Origin of the sequence: Stappia sp., from assembly GCF_048268045.1 — a bacterium.
In the GTDB taxonomy this organism is placed as follows: domain Bacteria; phylum Pseudomonadota; class Alphaproteobacteria; order Rhizobiales; family Stappiaceae; genus Stappia.
On the sequence record NZ_JBLWWG010000012.1, the window covers coordinates 40,661 to 56,409 of the forward strand.

The window sequence follows — 15,749 nt, forward strand, 5'->3', positions numbered from 1 at the left end:
AAGGCAAACACGAATGACCGAGCGACGTCCATCCCGCCAACAGGTGGCAGCGGCCGAGGCTCTGGCCACCGACGCGCTTGCCTATCTAGCTGGCGACCTTGAGCATCTTGGCCGTTTCCTGGCACTTTCGGGCATCGGTCCGGCGGAATTGCGCGATGCGGCGAGCGAGCCCGGCTTCCTTGTCGGCGTGCTTGAGTTCTACATGGGGCACGAATCGCTGCTGCTTGCCTTCTGCGAGGCGCGCGGCCACCGCCCCACCACCTTTGCCTCCGCCCGCTTCGCGCTGGACACGGAAGGCCGCGAGGCGCTCGAGGACAATGATCTCTGAGGTTTCCCGCCCGCTGGTCATCTGCGACGTGGACGAGGTGACGCTGCATTTCATCCGCCACCTCGAAACCTTCCTGGCCGAACGCGACCTGCGCTTCCTGAGCCATCGCTACCGGCTTGCTGGCAACATCGCCAGGGCGGATGGCGTCGCGCTCGACCAGCCCGCGCTGCAACCGATTCTCCAGGCCTTCTATGACGCATGGGTCGGCCGCCAGAGCCCGGTCGCCGGCGCCGCCGCGGCACTCGAGAGGCTCTCGGCCAGTGCCGAGATTGTCTTTCTGACCAATCTACCCGGCCCCTGGAACGAGGAGACGCGGGCACGCACGCTTGCCCGCAACGCCATGCCCTATCCCCTCGTCGTCAATGCCGGCCCGAAGGGCGCGGCTGCCGCGCGGCTTGCCGGAGATCGCGCAGCCCCGGTGGTGTTTCTCGACGACAGCCCCGCGCATCTGCGCTCCGTCGCCGAGACCGTTCCGGGTGCCCGCCGCATCCACTTCGTCGCCGATCCGCGCTTTCTGGCGCTCTCGGAGGATGTCGAGGGCGTGGCGTTGAAGACCGATGACTGGCGCCGGGCGGAGGCGTATATTTCGAGCCTGTTCGCCCGCTAGAGAAGGATCGCGGCCCGCGCCTGCCGGCAGGGGCCGGATGGACGTCGCCATGGCCCCCAGTGAGCATGATGCGGGCGAAAGCCCCGCGACGGCGCGCCCGCTGTGTCGCGACTGTGGCGCCCGCCCGCAGCGCCTTGCGCCCGGCGGCAGCCTCGGTCCGCGCTGTCCGGTCTGTGGGAGCCCGCGCCTGTTGCGCCATCGCGAGCTCGACAGCCTCTCCATCGCTCACATCGACTGCGATGCCTTCTACGCCTCCGTCGAGAAGCGCGACAACCCGGAGCTCGCCGACAGGCCGGTGATCGTCGGCGGCGGCAAGCGCGGCGTCGTCTCGACCTGCTGCTACATTGCCCGCATTCGCGGCGTTCGCTCTGCCATGCCCATGTTCAAGGCGCTCGAGGCGTGCCCGGATGCGGTGGTGATCAAGCCGGACATGGAGAAATACGGCCGCGTCGGACGCGAAATCCGCGAACGCATGCGGGCGCTCACCCCGCTTGTCGAGCCGCTGTCCATCGACGAGGCTTTCCTCGATCTCGGCGGCACGCAGAAGCTGCATCGGGCAACCCCGGCGGAGGCGCTCGCCCGCCTGGCGCGCGAAATCGAGCGCGACATCGGCGTCACCGTCTCCGTCGGCCTCGCGGCCAACAAGTTTCTGGCCAAGATCGCCTCCGATTTCGACAAGCCGCGCGGTTTCTCGGTCATCGGCGCGGCGGAGGCGGCCCGTTTCCTCGCCGACAAGCCGGTCGGTCTCATTTGGGGCGTCGGCAAGGTGTTCCAGGAGAAACTAGCCGCCGACGGCATCCGCACCATCGGCCAGCTCCAGACGCGCGATCCCGTCGACCTTGCGCGGCGCTATGGCGCCATGGGCCTGCGGCTCGCCGAACTCGCCCACGGGCGCGACCGCCGCAGCGTGTCCCCCGACAGGGAAGTGAAAAGCGTCTCCAACGAAACCACCTTCGATACCGACATCGCCGATCTGGAGCGCCTGCGCGCCGTGCTCCGCCGGCTCAGCGAAAAGGTGTCGGAGCGCCTGAAGTCGGCGGAACTGGCGGGGCGCACGGTGACGCTGAAACTGAAGACGTCGGAGTTTCGCACCGTCACCCGGTCGCGCAGCCTCTCCGACCCGACCCAGCTCGCCGACAGGATCTTTTCCGCCGGCGATGCGCTGTTGCGACCGGAGGTCGACGGACGGCGCTACCGGCTGATCGGCATCGGCGTCTCGGAATTCGCCGATCCGGTGCAGGCCGATCCGGACGACCTCGTCGATCCGGCCGCCGGTCAACGAGCCAAGGCCGAGCGCGCCGTCGACGCGCTGCGCGAGAAATTCGGCCGTAACTCCGTGGAACTCGGGTTGACGCGCGCCGCCGACATCCGCCCGCAGCGCGACCGCTCGTGAAGCCCGGCCTCAGCCGCCGCAGGCGACCGGCTCGAGCCGCGTGAACTCCGACAGGTTGCCCTTCAGCGTGAAGTCGCCATAGTCGAGCGTCAGCCGGCGGCTGACGCCGTTTTCATAGAGCAGGAAGGAAAGCTGGTAGACCGGCGTCCGCTCGCCCGTCTCGTCGCTCTTCTCGTCGAAATAGGAAATGGTCACGGGCCAGTGATCGGCCGTCCCGATGGCGTCCACCGCCTTGGCATCGTCGCGCTCCGGCGCGCCCGGCCCGTCGCGGCGCTGCCCGATCACCGCCGTTGTCTCATAGACCTTGTCGCCCGTATCCGAGCCATCGAAAATATCGGCGATGAAGATCGTCTCGCCCTGCTCCGCGGCATCGAGCATCCGTCGCAGATGCTCCGTCGGAAACAGCGCCTTGCCGTTGATCGCGGTGTCGCGCTTCTCGGGCTTCTTCAGCGCCAGCGCGATTCGCCCGTCTGCATGAACCGCCCGACCGCGCGTTTCCTCGCTGAGCGCGCGGTTCACATAGGTCTTGGAGAGAAACTGAAAGGTCTTGCCCGAAGCTTCCTCGTAGGAGCTTGTCTGCAGGTCCGTGACGCGCACCGCGCCGCTTTCGTCGGAGACCTGCGTCACGAAGCGGAACGCCACGCTGTAGCCCTCGCACGGCCCTCCTGTGATCTCATAGACCATGCGCCCGCGCAGACCTGCGATTCCCGCCCCGTCCGGCTGCTCGCCGAGGGCAAGGTCGTAGACCGCGCGGTGGGTCAGCAGTTCCATCGCTCCGGCAGCGGGAACGCCCGCCGCAATCGCGCCCAGAGCAAGCCCGGCCAGTCCGGAAAAGGCGCGGCGCGCGGACAATCCTGCCATGTGTCGTCTCCTAGAAACCTTCGCGCGTCAGTCTCGCGCATCTCGCCTGCTTCGGCCAGCCCCCGCGTGCGCGGGGGACCGCGGGCCCTCGCTTGCGGGCCCCGGCGATTTGCGTCACTGTCCGCGGCGAATGGGGCGGCCCGGCGGCATCCGCGAGGATTCGCAGCACCGTGTCGCCATCACGTCACACGGACTGCCCGCGAGACGCAAGCGCGACCGGGCTCCTGCCCACGAAAGGAAAAAGCATGAGCGGAACCATCGAGGCACGGCTTGGCGAACTCGGCGTCACGCTTCCCGTACCGGCCGCCCCCGTGGCGAACTACGTGGCGCACATGAAGTCTGGGAACCAGCTCTTCATTTCCGGCCAGGTGCCGATGGGCCCGAACGGCCCGGAGTACAAGGCAAAGCTCGGCGAGAACGCCTCCGTCGAGGACGGACAGGCCGCCGCCCGCCTCTGCGCCATCAACATCCTCGCCCAGGCGAAGGCCGCCCTGGGTGACCTCGACAAGATCGTCCAGCTCGTCAAGATCGTCGGCTTCGTCAACTCCACGCCCGATTTCACCGACCAGCCGAAAGTCGTCAACGGCGCTTCCGACTTCATGGTCGAGGCACTGGGCGAGAAGGGCCGCCACGCCCGTTCGGCCGTCGGCGTCGCCGCTCTTCCCCTTGGCGTCGCCGTCGAGGTCGAGGCGATCTTCGAGATCGCCTGATCCCGCCGGCACCTCCCCGCCCGCCGGTTTCGCGGCGGGCGGAGCCCATTTACCTCCCCCCTTTCCCTCCACAGATCCGGTCCTGCTCCACCCATGCGCGACATTTCCTGGCTTACGAAGCGGCCAATCGCCCATCGCGGATACCACGACGCGAGCGCCGGGCGGCTCGAGAACTCCCCAAGCGCCGTCGAGGCAGCCGTTGCAAAGGGCTTCGCCATCGAGGTCGACCTGCAGCAGAGCGCCGATGGCAAGGCCATCGTCTTCCACGACGACAGGCTCGACCGGCTGACCTTCGAGACCGGCGACATCCGCGCCCGCACGGCCGACGAACTGTGCCGCCTGTCGATGCGCGGCAGCGATGACAAGCTGTGGCTCCTGGAGGACCTTCTCGCCCTCGTCGACGGCAAGGCCGGGCTTTGCATCGAGCTCAAGTCGCGCTTTTCCCGCCAGCCGTCGACCGAATGGGTCGCCGGCATCGCCGCCCAGTTGCAAGCCTATCAGGGGCCGCTCGCGGTGAAGTCCTTCGATCCCGACATGATGTCGCTGATGCGCGCGGCGGCTCCCGAGATCCCGCGCGGCGCGCTCGGCGACGGGGCCCGCGACATGAAGGAATGGGGCCGCGCCTCGCGCATCGACCGCTTCGCCCTGCGCCACATGCTCTACGCGGCACGCACGCGCCCGAGCTTCGTTTCCTACTGGGTGAAGGACCTTCCGGCCATCGCTCCTTCGCTCCTCAAGCGCGTGTTCGGACTGCCGATCATCACCTGGACCGTGCGCACAGCGGAGGACAGGGAGCGCGCCGCCCACTTCGCAGACCAGATCGTGTTCGAAGGTTTCGATCCCGACGCGGCCTGATCCGGTTTCTCCGCCGGGCGCGGCCTTTTCCCCGCCCGTCGGCTGACCTACATTGAGCATGCGGAAGGTGACACGGCGCGCCCGGATCCTGGCCAGGCAGGCACGCTCACGACAACGAGGAGACCGGCCCGCAACGCCGGGACGGAGCCGCAACCATTGAGCTCGCACGAAGACAACACCGATGACTTCCGCCTGACGGCGATCGGGGGCCTGGGCGATATCTCTCGCCACGACTGGGACGCGCTCGCCAATCCCGGCTGGACACTCGGCCCCGGAGGGGCGCTCTCCCGCGATGTCGGAGTTGAATCAACATCTCAAGGCGCGGAATCGCTTTCTTCGGAAACCGCGTTCAACCCGTTCATCTCCCACGACTTTCTGTCGATTCTCGAGGAAAGCGGCTGCGTCGGCGCGCAAAGTGGCTGGCTGCCCCAGCACCTGGTTCTGGAAGACCCGCGCGGAAAGCCCGTCGCCGCCCTGCCGTGCTACCTCAAGAACAACTCCATGGGAGAATACGTCTTCGACCACGCCTGGGCGGATGCGTTCGAGCGCGCGGGCGGCAATTACTATCCCAAGCTTCAGTGCTCGGTCCCCTTCACGCCGGCAACCGGACGGCGCTTCCTGACCAGCGCCGGCATCGATCGCCGGGCGGCGATCGGCGCACTGCTCGGCGGCGTCACCGCGCTCTGCCAGATGCGCGAGGCCTCCTCGGTTCACATCACATTCATGACCGAACCGGAATGGCAGGCGGCAGGCGACGAGGGCTTCCTGCGCCGCATGGACCAACAGTTCCACTGGCTCAATGCCGGCTATGCGGACTTCGAGGCATTTCTCGACGATCTCGCCTCGCGCAAGCGCAAGCAGATCCGCAAGGAGCGGCGCGAGGCGCTCGCCAATGACATCGAGATCGACTGGGTCACGGGCAAGGACCTGACCGAGGCGCACTGGGACGCGTTTCACGCCTTCTATCGGGACACCGGAAGCCGCAAGTGGGGCCGCCCCTATCTCAACCGGCGGTTCTTCTCGCTGCTGGGCGAGAGGCTTGGAGAGCGGGTGCTGCTCGTCATGGCGCGGCGCGAGGGGCGCCCGATCGCCGGCGCGCTCAATCTGATAGGCTCCGACACATTGTTCGGGCGCAACTGGGGCTGCACGGAAGACCACCCCTTCCTGCATTTCGAGGTCTGCTATTATCAGGCCATCGACTTCGCCATCTCCCGAGGCCTCGCCCGCGTCGAGGCGGGCGCGCAGGGTGCGCACAAGCTTGCCCGAGGCTATCTGCCCGCCCCCACGTACTCCGCCCACCACATCGCCCACCCGGGCCTGCGTCGGGCGGTTGCCGACTATCTCGAGCAGGAGCGCGACGCCGTCCAGCTAGAGGGCGAGGCGATCCGCGCCGAATATTCCCCCTTCAGGAAGACCTGAAGACCCTCAGCCAAGCGATTCTGGCGACTCAGGTTTTCAGGCCCGCTGACGCGACACGCGATGCGCTCGCCTGAATCATTTTCTCAAGCCGCGTGAATCACTTTCTGAAGTTGCCATTGAATCAGAACTTGAACGCCGACGCCGGCTGTGCTGCCAAGAAGGTCACCGATCAATCAACCGTCGACGCGGGTTTGCGCGACGATTCAAGGGGAGCATCCATGCCCATCGACACATCCCTCGCCTATGACGACCAGAACGTTTTCGCGAAGATCCTGCGCGGCGAACTGCCGGCGCAGAAGATCTACGAGGACGACAAGACCCTTGCCCTCATGGACATCATGCCGCGCGGCGACGGCCACTGCCTGGTGATCCCCAAGGCTCCCTCGCGCAACGTCCTCGACATCGCCGAGGCCGACCTCTTTGCCGTCATGTCGAGCGTGCAGAAGCTCGCCCGCGCCGTCGTCAAGGCCTTCGACGCCGATGGCGCGACAATCCAGCAGTTCTCCGAAAGCGCCGGCGGCCAGGTGGTGTTTCACACCCATGTCCACGTCATTCCGCGCTTCGAGGGGGTGGCGCTGAAGCCCCACACCGGCACGATGGCCGAGCAGAGCGTCCTCGCCGATCACGCCGAGAGGATCCGCGCCGCGCTGGCCGACTGACGCCGACACTCCCGCAGGTGGCGGCTCAGCCCGCCGCCTGCCCAAGCGGAGCGCCCCCGGCATCCGTCGCGCGGATCGAGCCGGAGAGCAGCCGCCCGGAGAGCGCGACGCTCAGCGCGAAGACGGCCAGACCGCCAAAAAGGTCGACCAGGTGGTGTCCGCCGTGGAGGAGAACCGCCAGCGGCATCGTCAGGTTGACAAGGACGAGCAGCACGAACAGCGGCCGTACCGAGCGGGCAAACCACACCGCCATCAGCGCCATGACCAGATGGACGGAAGGGAACGCCACCAGCCCCAACACATCGCGCGGCGAGATCAGCGACACACCCTCCATCGCCAGCCGGTTGAGTTCCTCGCCATAGGCCGGTCCAACCACCATGCCAAGCCGTGAGATCACGTCCACGGGAATGTCGAAATAGGCCGAGGGACCGGAACTGGGGAAGGCGAACCAGAACAGGATCGACAGGGTTACAGCGAGAACCCCGGTGAGCAGGAAACGGTGCAGCTCGGCTGCCCGCCCCGTCAGGCCGAGCGTCAGGATCAGCAGCACGAACTGGAACAGCGAGCTCATGTAGACGAAGCCGAGCGCCCTGCCGAAGACCGGCGTCGCCGACATCGCCATGACCAGATCCGGCCAGGAATAGCCCATCAGCGCGTCGATACGCATGAGCAGCCCGTCGACCCGGCGCGGCCCGACCGGCAGCAGCAGGTAGTTGAACACCGAAACCGAGATGGTGAAGAGAATGAAGAGGCCGGCGCTCACGGCGGCGAGCGCGATGTTCGGATCCCGCCGGCGCAGCCGGTAGAACAGCCCGAGCGCCAGCACCCCGAGCCCGACACTGACGAGCGGCGCATAGCCGGCCCAGTCGATCGCAACCCCGCGCACCGCGACAAGCACGGCATCGACCAGATAGATCGCGCCAATTCCCGTTGCCACGACCCGTTCTGCTGGAAGAAGTGCCATTCCGCCCCCCGCTGCCTTCGCAGGCTCTCGATAGCAGGCGCGGTCTAAGAAAGCTTTAAGTGGCGGGAATTGCGAGCGCGAACCAGCCGGCGACCAACACCACCTCGGCCACCGCGACACCGACGACGACCCGCTGCCGCGCGGCCAGAAACGCGGCAAAGCCCACCGCCACGGCAAGGATGCGCAAGGCGACCGGCGCGGTCTCCAGCGCGCCAATGGGAAAGAGGATGAGCCGCGAGATCACGCCGGCGACGAGCGCTGTCGCCACGCACCGCACGAAGATCATCACCTCGCTGTCCTCGCGCAGCCGCCCGGAAGCCAACACGCCGAGCCAGCGCCAGACGTCGGTGGCGAACCAGCCCGCGACAAGGATCATTGCATAGGGCCACCACCAGGCATCGGCGGCCGTCATCGCCATCCCCTCCGCGCCACGCGCATGCCGACATAGGCGAGCGTGCCGCCGACCAGCCCGGTCCACAGCAGGTCGAAGCCCGGCTGCAGCAGGAAGAACACCGGCCCGAGCACGAGCCCCGTCAGCATCGCCGCCTTGTCGGTCGGCAGCCGCGAGGCGCTCCACATCGAGCACAGGAAATAGATCGGCGTCAGCATCGAAAGCGCACCGGCCAGGGCGATCGGCATGCCGTCGATCATCACATAGGCGACACCGGTCATGCAGAAGACGAAGGAGGTCAGGCTGCCGCCGAAACCGAGGAAGAACGGCAACCGCGCCGGCCTCGGCAGGTCCTGGAGATTACGCATGGCAAAAACCCAGGCCGTCACCGCAACGAAATGCGAGGCGATCAGCAACGGCCAGCGGCTGCGCCTGTTGTCGTCACGCAGGATCGGCATCAGCGCCATGGTCATCGGCATCAGCCGCACGGAGGCCAGCGCCACGGCGATGCTGGCCGGCAACATGCCCATGCCCGAGGTGATCGCCCCCGTCAGCACGACGATGCTCGGCAGCGCCCAGACCAGCCCGGTCATCGCCAGCGTCTGGCCCAGCGTCAGGCCGCTCTCCCGGGCAAGGCCGGCGTAGCCGATAAACGCGGCAGTCAGGATCAGCGCCGGAATGGAAACCGCCGCGCGCATGCCGCGCAGGGCCCAGATGCGGGCCGGGAGCAGATCGTCTGGCGCGGGAGCATCTGGAGAAACGGGATCGCTGGTCATCACGGACTGTCGCTCGGGCGGGGCGCACGCCGGGCAAACCGCACGGCAGACGTGTCATTCTACCTAGCAGCTTGCCCGTGAAAAGCAAAACGGCGCCAAAGGGGCGCCGTTTCGGTTTGTATCAGCTCGTCGTGAACGGATCTCAGTCCGCCAGCGGAACCTTGGGCACCAGGCTGCGCTTGCCGCTGCCGCCACCCGACTTGCCTGCGGGCTTGGCCGGCTCGCTCGTCGCCTCCGCCTTCTTCGCGGCAGGCTTGCGCTTGCGCTTGGGACGCGCCGCCTTGGGCTTTTCGGCCTTGGGCCTGGCGATGGTTTCCTCGACGCTCTCCAGCAGCAGTCCTTCCGCATCCTCGGAGACGGAGACCTTGACGGTGCCGCCCTTCCTGAGCTTGCCGAACAGCACCTCGTCGGCCAGCGGCCGCTTGATGTGCTCCTGGATGACACGCGCCAGCGGGCGGGCGCCCATGCGCTCGTCGTAGCCCTTGTCGGCGAGCCAGGCGATGGCGTTCTCCGTCAGCTCGAAGGTCACGCCGCGATCGGCAAGCTGCGCCTCGAGCTGCATGACGAACTTCTCGACGATCCGGTGCACCACCTCGGTCGGCAGGCTGCCGAAGGCGATGACGGCGTCGAGCCGGTTGCGGAACTCCGGCGTGAACAGGCGGTTGATCGCCTCCAGATCCTCGCCCTCGCGCTTGACCCGGTTGAAGCCGATCGGCGTCTTCGCCATGTCGGACGCACCCGCGTTGGTCGTCATGATCAGGATGACATTGCGGAAGTCGACCTGCTTGCCGTTGTGATCGGTAAGCCGACCGTGGTCCATCACCTGCAGCAGGATGTTGAACAGGTCGGGATGCGCCTTCTCGATCTCGTCGAGCAGCAGCACGCAATGCGGATGCTGGTCGACGCCATCGGTCAGCAGGCCGCCCTGGTCAAAGCCGACATAGCCCGGAGGCGCGCCGATAAGCCGCGAGACCGTGTGCCGCTCCATGTACTCCGACATGTCGAAGCGCAGCAGCTCGACGCCGAGCGAGGAGGCAAGCTGGCGGGCGACCTCTGTCTTGCCAACGCCGGTGGGGCCGGAGAACAGGTAGTTGCCGATCGGCTTGTCGGGCTCGCGCAGGCCCGCCCGCGCCAGCTTGATGGAGGTCGCAAGCGCCTCGATCGCCTGATCCTGACCGAACACCATCCGCTTCAGCGTCGACGTCAGGTTGGACAGCAGCTCTTCGTCGGACTTGGACACCGACTTCGCCGGGATCCGCGCCATCGTGGCGATCGTCATCTCGATCTCCTTGACGCCGATCGTCTTGCGACGACGGCCCTCGGGAACGAGTTTCTGCGACGCTCCGGACTCGTCGATCACGTCGATGGCCTTGTCCGGCAGCTTGCGGTCATTGATGTAGCGCGCCGACAGTTCGACCGCTGTCTTGATCGCGTCATTGGTGTAGCGGACCTTGTGGAAGGTCTCGAAATACGGCTTCAGACCCTTCAGGATCTCGATGGCGTCGGAGACCGTCGGCTCGTTGACGTCGATCTTCTGGAACCGCCGCAGCAGCGCCCTGTCCTTCTCGAAGAACTGGCGATATTCCTTGTAGGTGGTCGAGCCGACGCAGCGGATCGTGCCGGAGGCGAGCGCCGGCTTCAGCAGGTTGGAGGCGTCCATCGCCCCGCCCGAGGTTGCGCCCGCGCCGATCACCGTGTGGATCTCGTCGATGAACATCACCGCGCCGGGGTAATCCTCGATCTCCTTGACGACCTGCTTCAAACGCTCCTCGAAATCGCCGCGATAGCGGGTGCCGGCGAGCAGCGCGCCCATGTCGAGCGAGAAAATCGTCGCATCGAGCAGCACCTCGGGCACGTCCTTGTCGACGATGCGCTTGGCAAGCCCCTCGGCGATGGCCGTCTTGCCGACGCCCGGGTCGCCGACGAAGAGCGGATTGTTCTTCGAACGGCGGCAAAGGATCTGGATCGTGCGCGAGATTTCCGAATCCCGGCCGATCAGCGGATCGATCTTCCCCGCTCGCGCCTTCTCGTTGAGGTTGACGCAATAGGCCTCGAGCGCGTCCGTCTTCTGCTTGGGCTTCTCCACGCCCTCGTCGTCGGTCGCCGCCTCCTCGTCGGCGCCGCGCACGGGGCGGGCCTCCGACATGCCGGCACGCTTGGCGATGCCATGGGAGATGTAGTTGACCGCGTCGTAGCGCGTCATGTCCTGCTCCTGCAGGAAATACGCCGCATGACTCTCGCGCTCGGCAAAGATCGCGACGAGCACGTTGGCGCCGGTCACCTCCTCGCGTCCCGAGGACTGCACATGGATCACCGCGCGCTGGATGACGCGCTGGAAACCCGCGGTTGGCTTGGAGTCATCGTCATTGTCTACGACGAGGTTCTCGAGCTCGGTGTCGATATAATCGACCAGATTGCGCTTCAGCGCGTCGAGATCGACGTTGCAGGCCCGCATCACCGCAGCCGCGTCCTGATCCTCGATCAGGGCGAGCAGCAGATGCTCAAGCGTTGCGTATTCCTGCTGGCGCTCATTCGCGAAGGAGAGAGCCTGATGCAGGGCCTTTTCGAGACTTCTGGAGAATGAAGGCACAGGTGCCCCCTATTTCTTTTCCATCACACACTGCAGAGGATGCTGGTGTTTGCGCGCAAAGTCCATGACCTGCGTTACCTTGGTCTCCGCGACCTCATAGGTAAAGACACCGCACTCTCCCGCACCGTGATGATGGACGTGCAACATGATGCGCGTGGCTTCTTCACGGTCCTTCTGGAAGAACCGCTCGAGCACGTGCACGACGAACTCCATGGGCGTGTAGTCATCGTTGAGGAGGAGGACCCGGTAGAGGTTCGGCCGTTTGGCCACCGTCCGCGTCTTGGTGACGACCAGATTGCCGGTATCGTCGCCATCGCCGCGCTTTGGTCCATTCGTCATCGTCACTCCACTGCCCGCCGCGACGGGCCAACCCTGTCATTCATTGTTTTGCGAAGCCTGAGCCGGATTCGCGCTTCGCGCAAGCCACCGTTTGCGGCGACAGGCCGAAACCCGCAATCCCGCCCGGGCGTTTTCCCCGGACTGCCCGGGGCGGCCACTTCACCCTCCCGCCCGGTTTCATCGGCCAGGAGCACAGGCAGCGCTTCAAGAGGATCGGCCCTGCGCTGCTGCTCAGGCCGGCGGTCACGACGCGACCGCGTTATCTAATGTATGGCATCCGCGCCGAACCTCAATGGCCGGCAGGCCCGACAAACGCATCTTGCGCCGGTGATCGTGCATTCACTTTTTCGGGAGCATGTCGCGCTCTCGGCCGACGGGACAAGAAAAGCCGGCGAAGGAAAGCTGTGGTGAAAAAAGAAGTTTCTGCAAAATGACCCGCGGGCGCACGCCCAGCCGCGAAAACCACGGCCAAAACGAAAAACGGCGGGCAAGATGCCCGCCGCTGAACCGAAATCCGAAGGCTTACTTGGCAGCCTTGGAAAGCGCGCCCTCGTAGGACTTGTAGCTTTCCTTGGCGATCTCGGAATACATCTCGCCGATCTTGGTCGCCTCGCCGACGAAGGACTCATAGGCGCCCTTAACGTATTCGCTCTGCGCCTCGAAGGCCTTGTCGAGCGACTTGGCGGAGACGAGCTTCTCAAGAGCGGCGGAGCCATCCTCGAAAGACTTCTTCTGGTAGTCGGCGACCTCGGAGGCGATCGCCTGCATGCCCTTGGTCATGGCGCCGAAGCTCTGCATCATGACGTCCATGTTGTCCTTGCCGAACTTCTGGAAGTCTTCAAATCCGTTCATCATGGAAACCCCTGTCATATGGTTACCCGTTGCGCCGGATCGTGTCTTACTGACGAGGGCGCCTGAGGGATCGTGTCTTTAAGCCCGAGGCCGAGAACGTACCGGTTGCACCGCAAAAGCGGGCGCCCCGGCGGCGCATCTCGATATCGAGCACATCGATTACGTCCTGATATTTATGCGCTGCACAAATCTTGTCAAGGTTGTATTTTGCACTGCAGCATAACCAGTTCTCCGTATTGCATGACACAAACGAATGGTTAGGGTTTTCGGTTCGCCCGGTCGGAGCGGCGCCGGACGAGCCGGGAAATTCGCTTCCCGCAAAAAAATCCCGCCTGTACTCCCATGCGCGGCGCGCTCGGCCCGGCTTTTGGCCGTTTTTGGCGCCGATGGGTTGCAAACAGACGCCCCGGTCGGTCAAGGTGCGCCCTGTCAACGAGCGCTTCCGGGGGTGCTCGGTAACGGCACATTAACTGCCTTTTGCGACTCTCCGGTATCGACCATGCACATGGCAAACGGCTGAATGCCTTGAAAAACCCTATCGCTCCCCGATGGCGTTTGGACATTCGTAACCCTGTTTGAGGCATGGTCGGCTGAGATGAGCGGAGCCGACACGCGAGCGCCATGCGCCCCGAGGCTCCGGAGACCGAAACACCTGGCCCGAATGGGGTGACATTGTGCTGAGTAAAGGTGTGAAGCGTTTCGGACGCGCTATCGCTATCGGCCTTCGCGGAACGATTTTCGCCGGCCTTGTGCTCGGCGTTTCCGCACTGGCGGCCATGCCCGCCGTCGCCAACTCCAAGTATTCCGGTATCGTCGTGGACGCGAAGACCGGCAAGACCCTCTACAGCTACAAGGCGGACACGTACCGCTTTCCCGCGTCGCTGACCAAGATCATGACGCTCTATGTGCTTTTCGAGGAAATCGAGGCGGGTCGCATGTCGATGCAGACACCCCTCAAGGTCTCGAAATACGCATCGAGCCGCCCGCCCTCCAAGCTGGGGCTGAAGCCGGGCAGCACAATCAAGGTCAAGGACGCGATCATGGCGCTGGTGACCAAGTCGGCCAATGACGTGGCCGTCGTCGTCGCCGAGAATGTCGGCGGCTCGGTGCCCCGCTTCGCCAAGCGCATGACGCGCACGGCCCGCAGCATCGGCATGAAGCGCACGACCTTCCACAATCCCTCGGGCCTGCCCGACAAGCGCCAGGTCACCACGGCGCGCGACATGGCGCTGCTCGGCCGCGCCATCAAGGATCGCTTCCCGAAGTACTTCAAGCTCTTCAGCAAGCGCTCCTTCGCCTACAAGGGCCGCCGCTATGGCAACCACAACCGGCTTCTCGGCAAGGTGCGCGGCGTTAACGGCATCAAGACCGGCTACACCCGCGCCTCCGGCTTCAACCTGGTGACCAACGTCGAGACCGACGGCCGCCACGTTGTCGCGGTCGTGCTCGGCGGACGCTCGGGTGCCTCGCGCAACGCCCAGATGAAGAAGCTGATCGCGCAGTATCTTCCCAAGGCAACCCGCGGCCGGCGCACCGCCCCCGCGCTCGTCGCCTCCGCGCCGGCAAGCAGCCGTCCCGCCTATGCGGAACTGCGCAATGTGCCGGTGCCGGATCTGAAGCCGAGCGTCGCGGTCGCGGTCGCGGCAGCGCTGCCGTCCCCCGCGCCGGCGGCTCCGATCCCCCTGCCCGTCTCCGCGCCGATCCAGGTCGCCTCCGCCGCGTCCGAGCCGATCGTCACCGGATCCATCGTCCCGGTGCCGCAGAAGGCCGATCTCAAGGCCGCGCTGCGTCGCAAGACGCTGGCCTATGCGGGCGCCAACCAGGTGCCGACCCCGCGCGCCCCGGATCTTGCCATCCGTTCCGTGCGTACCCAGGCGATCCATGTCGCCAACGCCCAGGCGCAACAGCAGGAGGCCCGCCCGCTGCCGGACGCGCCGAAGTCCGCCTCGGTGACGCTGGCGACGAACAACATCGTCGAGCCGCAGCCGGGCTGGCAGGTCCAGATCGCCGCAGCCGACAGCGAGGACGCGGCCGTCGCGATGCTGAAGAAGGCGCGCACCGCGGCCGGCTCCACGCTGCGCGGCTACGATCCCTACACGGAGCCGGTCGCTTCCGGCGGCGCCACCCTCTATCGCGCCCGTTTCGTCGGGTTCGAGACGAAGACCGCCGCGTGGAATGCCTGCTCGACACTGAAGCGCAAGCGCTTCAACTGCTACGCCGTATACCAGTGAGGCGGGCCTCGCAGCCCGTCGCGCCGGACTTGAGTGTGTAACGCGTATCTATGAGTTCAGTCATGATCGAGAAGCAGGTCCTTCGCCTCGTTGAGTTTCGCGGCGAGAAAGCCGCTCCCTCCCTGGTCGGGATGGACGCGCTTCATAAGCCGGCGGTGCGCCGCGCGGATTTCCGCCTGGCCGGCGCCGGGCGCAAGCCCCAGAACCTGGTAGGCCTCCTCCTTGGTCATGGCGCCCGCGCCAGGCGTGGCTCCATGCCCCGCTGCAGCATCCGCCTCGAAGTCTACACGCCATCCGGGATGCCGGCGGTCGAGATAAGCTTCAAGTAAGGCTCGACTGTCGGGATCGCCCGACACCTCCCGCAGGAGCCCCTCCAGCTCCGCGACCGAAAACTCGGATAGCCGGCGCCCCTCATGGGTGCCGGCAAGAACCTCCCCCTCCATGTCGCCGCTGTCGTGATCGAGACGCATCTCGAGGAAGGCCGAGCGGACGACGGACATCTGCCCCCCGCCTCCGCCACTCCCCGCCGGCCGGAACCCCTTCGCCCGCCCGAGACCGAGCATAGCCAGCCCGGCGCCTCCGACGAGCATCGCCAGGTCGATCCGGCGGACCCAGACCAGCACCCCCGCCCCAGCAAGCAGCGCCACCCCCGCACCGGTCTTGATCTGACGGGCAAGGCGCGCCGGATCGGCGCTGGTCATCGAGCTCGCGAACATGAAAAGCAGGCCGAGAACTGCCACGCCGAGCAGCAGAAACCCCATTGCGTCATCCCCT

At 66.0% G+C, this 15,749-nt stretch carries 16 protein-coding genes; 8 read left to right on the forward strand and 8 right to left on the reverse strand.

The window, feature by feature from the left end; translation table 11 throughout:
* Positions 1-13: 13 nt before the first annotated feature.
* Genes ACN0WF_RS17060 through ACN0WF_RS17070 form a run of 3 tightly spaced genes read left to right on the forward strand, consistent with a single transcriptional unit; the run spans position 14 to position 2,328 of the window.
* The gene (locus ACN0WF_RS17060) at positions 14-328 is read left to right on the forward strand and encodes a DUF3572 domain-containing protein (RefSeq protein ID WP_417773973.1); all 315 of its coding nucleotides are present in this window, start codon (positions 14-16) and stop codon (positions 326-328) included.
* The gene (locus tag ACN0WF_RS17065) at positions 318-935 is read left to right on the forward strand and encodes a hypothetical protein (protein ID WP_417773974.1); all 618 of its coding nucleotides are present in this window, start codon (positions 318-320) and stop codon (positions 933-935) included. The genes ACN0WF_RS17060 and ACN0WF_RS17065 overlap by 11 nt, the downstream gene beginning before the upstream one ends.
* A gap of 49 nt (positions 936-984) precedes the next feature.
* On the forward strand, positions 985-2,328 hold the full coding sequence (locus tag ACN0WF_RS17070; protein ID WP_417773975.1) for a DNA polymerase IV: 1,344 nt from the start codon (positions 985-987) through the stop codon (positions 2,326-2,328).
* Positions 2,329-2,337: 9 nt separating this feature from the next.
* Here ACN0WF_RS17070 and ACN0WF_RS17075 read toward each other — a convergent pair whose 3' ends face one another.
* On the reverse strand, positions 2,338-3,189 hold the full coding sequence (locus ACN0WF_RS17075; protein ID WP_417773976.1) for a cell envelope integrity EipB family protein: 852 nt from the start codon (positions 3,187-3,189) through the stop codon (positions 2,338-2,340).
* 245 nt (positions 3,190-3,434) lie between these two features.
* On the opposite strand from ACN0WF_RS17075, the gene ACN0WF_RS17080 reads away from it, so the two are divergent.
* From ACN0WF_RS17080 to ACN0WF_RS17095, 4 genes are all read left to right on the forward strand, one after another.
* On the forward strand, positions 3,435-3,899 hold the full coding sequence (locus ACN0WF_RS17080) for a RidA family protein (RefSeq protein ID WP_417773977.1): 465 nt from the start codon (positions 3,435-3,437) through the stop codon (positions 3,897-3,899).
* Positions 3,900-3,992: 93 nt separating this feature from the next.
* Positions 3,993-4,754, forward strand: coding sequence for a glycerophosphodiester phosphodiesterase family protein (locus tag ACN0WF_RS17085; RefSeq protein ID WP_417773978.1), 762 nt, complete (start codon positions 3,993-3,995; stop codon positions 4,752-4,754).
* Positions 4,755-4,910: 156 nt separating this feature from the next.
* Positions 4,911-6,173, forward strand: coding sequence for a GNAT family N-acetyltransferase (locus ACN0WF_RS17090; RefSeq protein ID WP_417773979.1), 1,263 nt, complete (start codon positions 4,911-4,913; stop codon positions 6,171-6,173).
* 218 nt (positions 6,174-6,391) lie between these two features.
* The gene (locus ACN0WF_RS17095) at positions 6,392-6,832 is read left to right on the forward strand and encodes an HIT family protein (protein ID WP_417773980.1); all 441 of its coding nucleotides are present in this window, start codon (positions 6,392-6,394) and stop codon (positions 6,830-6,832) included.
* A 25-nt stretch (positions 6,833-6,857) separates the two neighbouring features.
* On the opposite strand, the gene ACN0WF_RS17100 is transcribed toward ACN0WF_RS17095, so the two are convergent.
* The 6 genes from ACN0WF_RS17100 to ACN0WF_RS17125 form a co-directional block, all read right to left on the reverse strand.
* Positions 6,858-7,796, reverse strand: a complete 939-nt coding sequence (locus ACN0WF_RS17100; RefSeq protein ID WP_417773981.1) for a phosphatase PAP2 family protein — start codon at positions 7,794-7,796, stop codon at positions 6,858-6,860.
* Positions 7,797-7,851: 55 nt separating this feature from the next.
* Positions 7,852-8,214: an AzlD domain-containing protein gene (locus ACN0WF_RS17105; RefSeq protein WP_417773982.1), complete on the reverse strand. Its 363-nt coding sequence runs from the start codon at positions 8,212-8,214 to the stop codon at positions 7,852-7,854.
* On the reverse strand, positions 8,205-8,963 hold the full coding sequence (locus ACN0WF_RS17110) for an AzlC family ABC transporter permease (RefSeq protein ID WP_417773983.1): 759 nt from the start codon (positions 8,961-8,963) through the stop codon (positions 8,205-8,207). The genes ACN0WF_RS17105 and ACN0WF_RS17110 overlap by 10 nt, the downstream gene beginning before the upstream one ends.
* Positions 8,964-9,105: 142 nt before the next feature.
* Complete coding sequence (clpA, locus tag ACN0WF_RS17115) at positions 9,106-11,553, reverse strand: ATP-dependent Clp protease ATP-binding subunit ClpA (RefSeq protein WP_417773984.1); 2,448 nt, start codon at positions 11,551-11,553, stop codon at positions 9,106-9,108.
* Between the two features lie 9 nt (positions 11,554-11,562).
* Positions 11,563-11,892 (reverse strand): ATP-dependent Clp protease adapter ClpS, encoded by a 330-nt coding sequence (clpS, locus tag ACN0WF_RS17120; RefSeq protein ID WP_417773985.1) that lies wholly within the window; start codon positions 11,890-11,892, stop codon positions 11,563-11,565.
* Between the two features lie 522 nt (positions 11,893-12,414).
* On the reverse strand, positions 12,415-12,747 hold the full coding sequence (locus ACN0WF_RS17125) for a phasin family protein (protein ID WP_417773986.1): 333 nt from the start codon (positions 12,745-12,747) through the stop codon (positions 12,415-12,417).
* A 671-nt stretch (positions 12,748-13,418) separates the two neighbouring features.
* Here ACN0WF_RS17125 and ACN0WF_RS17130 point away from each other — a divergent pair.
* Positions 13,419-14,975, forward strand: a complete 1,557-nt coding sequence (locus ACN0WF_RS17130; protein WP_417773987.1) for a D-alanyl-D-alanine carboxypeptidase — start codon at positions 13,419-13,421, stop codon at positions 14,973-14,975.
* A 56-nt stretch (positions 14,976-15,031) separates the two neighbouring features.
* Here the strand turns inward: ACN0WF_RS17130 and ACN0WF_RS17135 are convergent, their stop codons facing one another.
* The gene (locus ACN0WF_RS17135; RefSeq protein ID WP_417773988.1) at positions 15,032-15,736 is read right to left on the reverse strand and encodes a DnaJ domain-containing protein; all 705 of its coding nucleotides are present in this window, start codon (positions 15,734-15,736) and stop codon (positions 15,032-15,034) included.
* Positions 15,737-15,749 lie beyond the last annotated feature (13 nt).

Excerpts from the sequence above, each read along its gene's own strand:
- ACN0WF_RS17060 (WP_417773973.1), top strand. The coding sequence starts at position 14 with ATGACCGAGCGACGTCCATCCCGCCAACAGGTGGCAGCGGCCGAGGCT.
- ACN0WF_RS17065 (WP_417773974.1), top strand. The coding sequence starts at position 318 with ATGATCTCTGAGGTTTCCCGCCCGCTGGTCATCTGCGACGTGGACGAG.
- ACN0WF_RS17070 (WP_417773975.1), top strand. The coding sequence starts at position 985 with ATGGCCCCCAGTGAGCATGATGCGGGCGAAAGCCCCGCGACGGCGCGC.
- ACN0WF_RS17075 (WP_417773976.1), bottom strand. The coding sequence starts at position 3,189 with ATGGCAGGATTGTCCGCGCGCCGCGCCTTTTCCGGACTGGCCGGGCTT.
- ACN0WF_RS17080 (WP_417773977.1), top strand. The coding sequence starts at position 3,435 with ATGAGCGGAACCATCGAGGCACGGCTTGGCGAACTCGGCGTCACGCTT.
- ACN0WF_RS17085 (WP_417773978.1), top strand. The coding sequence starts at position 3,993 with ATGCGCGACATTTCCTGGCTTACGAAGCGGCCAATCGCCCATCGCGGA.
- ACN0WF_RS17095 (WP_417773980.1), top strand. The coding sequence starts at position 6,392 with ATGCCCATCGACACATCCCTCGCCTATGACGACCAGAACGTTTTCGCG.
- ACN0WF_RS17100 (WP_417773981.1), bottom strand. The coding sequence starts at position 7,796 with ATGGCACTTCTTCCAGCAGAACGGGTCGTGGCAACGGGAATTGGCGCG.
- ACN0WF_RS17105 (WP_417773982.1), bottom strand. The coding sequence starts at position 8,214 with ATGGCGATGACGGCCGCCGATGCCTGGTGGTGGCCCTATGCAATGATC.
- ACN0WF_RS17110 (WP_417773983.1), bottom strand. The coding sequence starts at position 8,963 with ATGACCAGCGATCCCGTTTCTCCAGATGCTCCCGCGCCAGACGATCTG.
- clpS (WP_417773985.1), bottom strand. The coding sequence starts at position 11,892 with ATGACGAATGGACCAAAGCGCGGCGATGGCGACGATACCGGCAATCTG.
- ACN0WF_RS17125 (WP_417773986.1), bottom strand. The coding sequence starts at position 12,747 with ATGATGAACGGATTTGAAGACTTCCAGAAGTTCGGCAAGGACAACATG.
- ACN0WF_RS17135 (WP_417773988.1), bottom strand. The coding sequence starts at position 15,736 with ATGGGGTTTCTGCTGCTCGGCGTGGCAGTTCTCGGCCTGCTTTTCATG.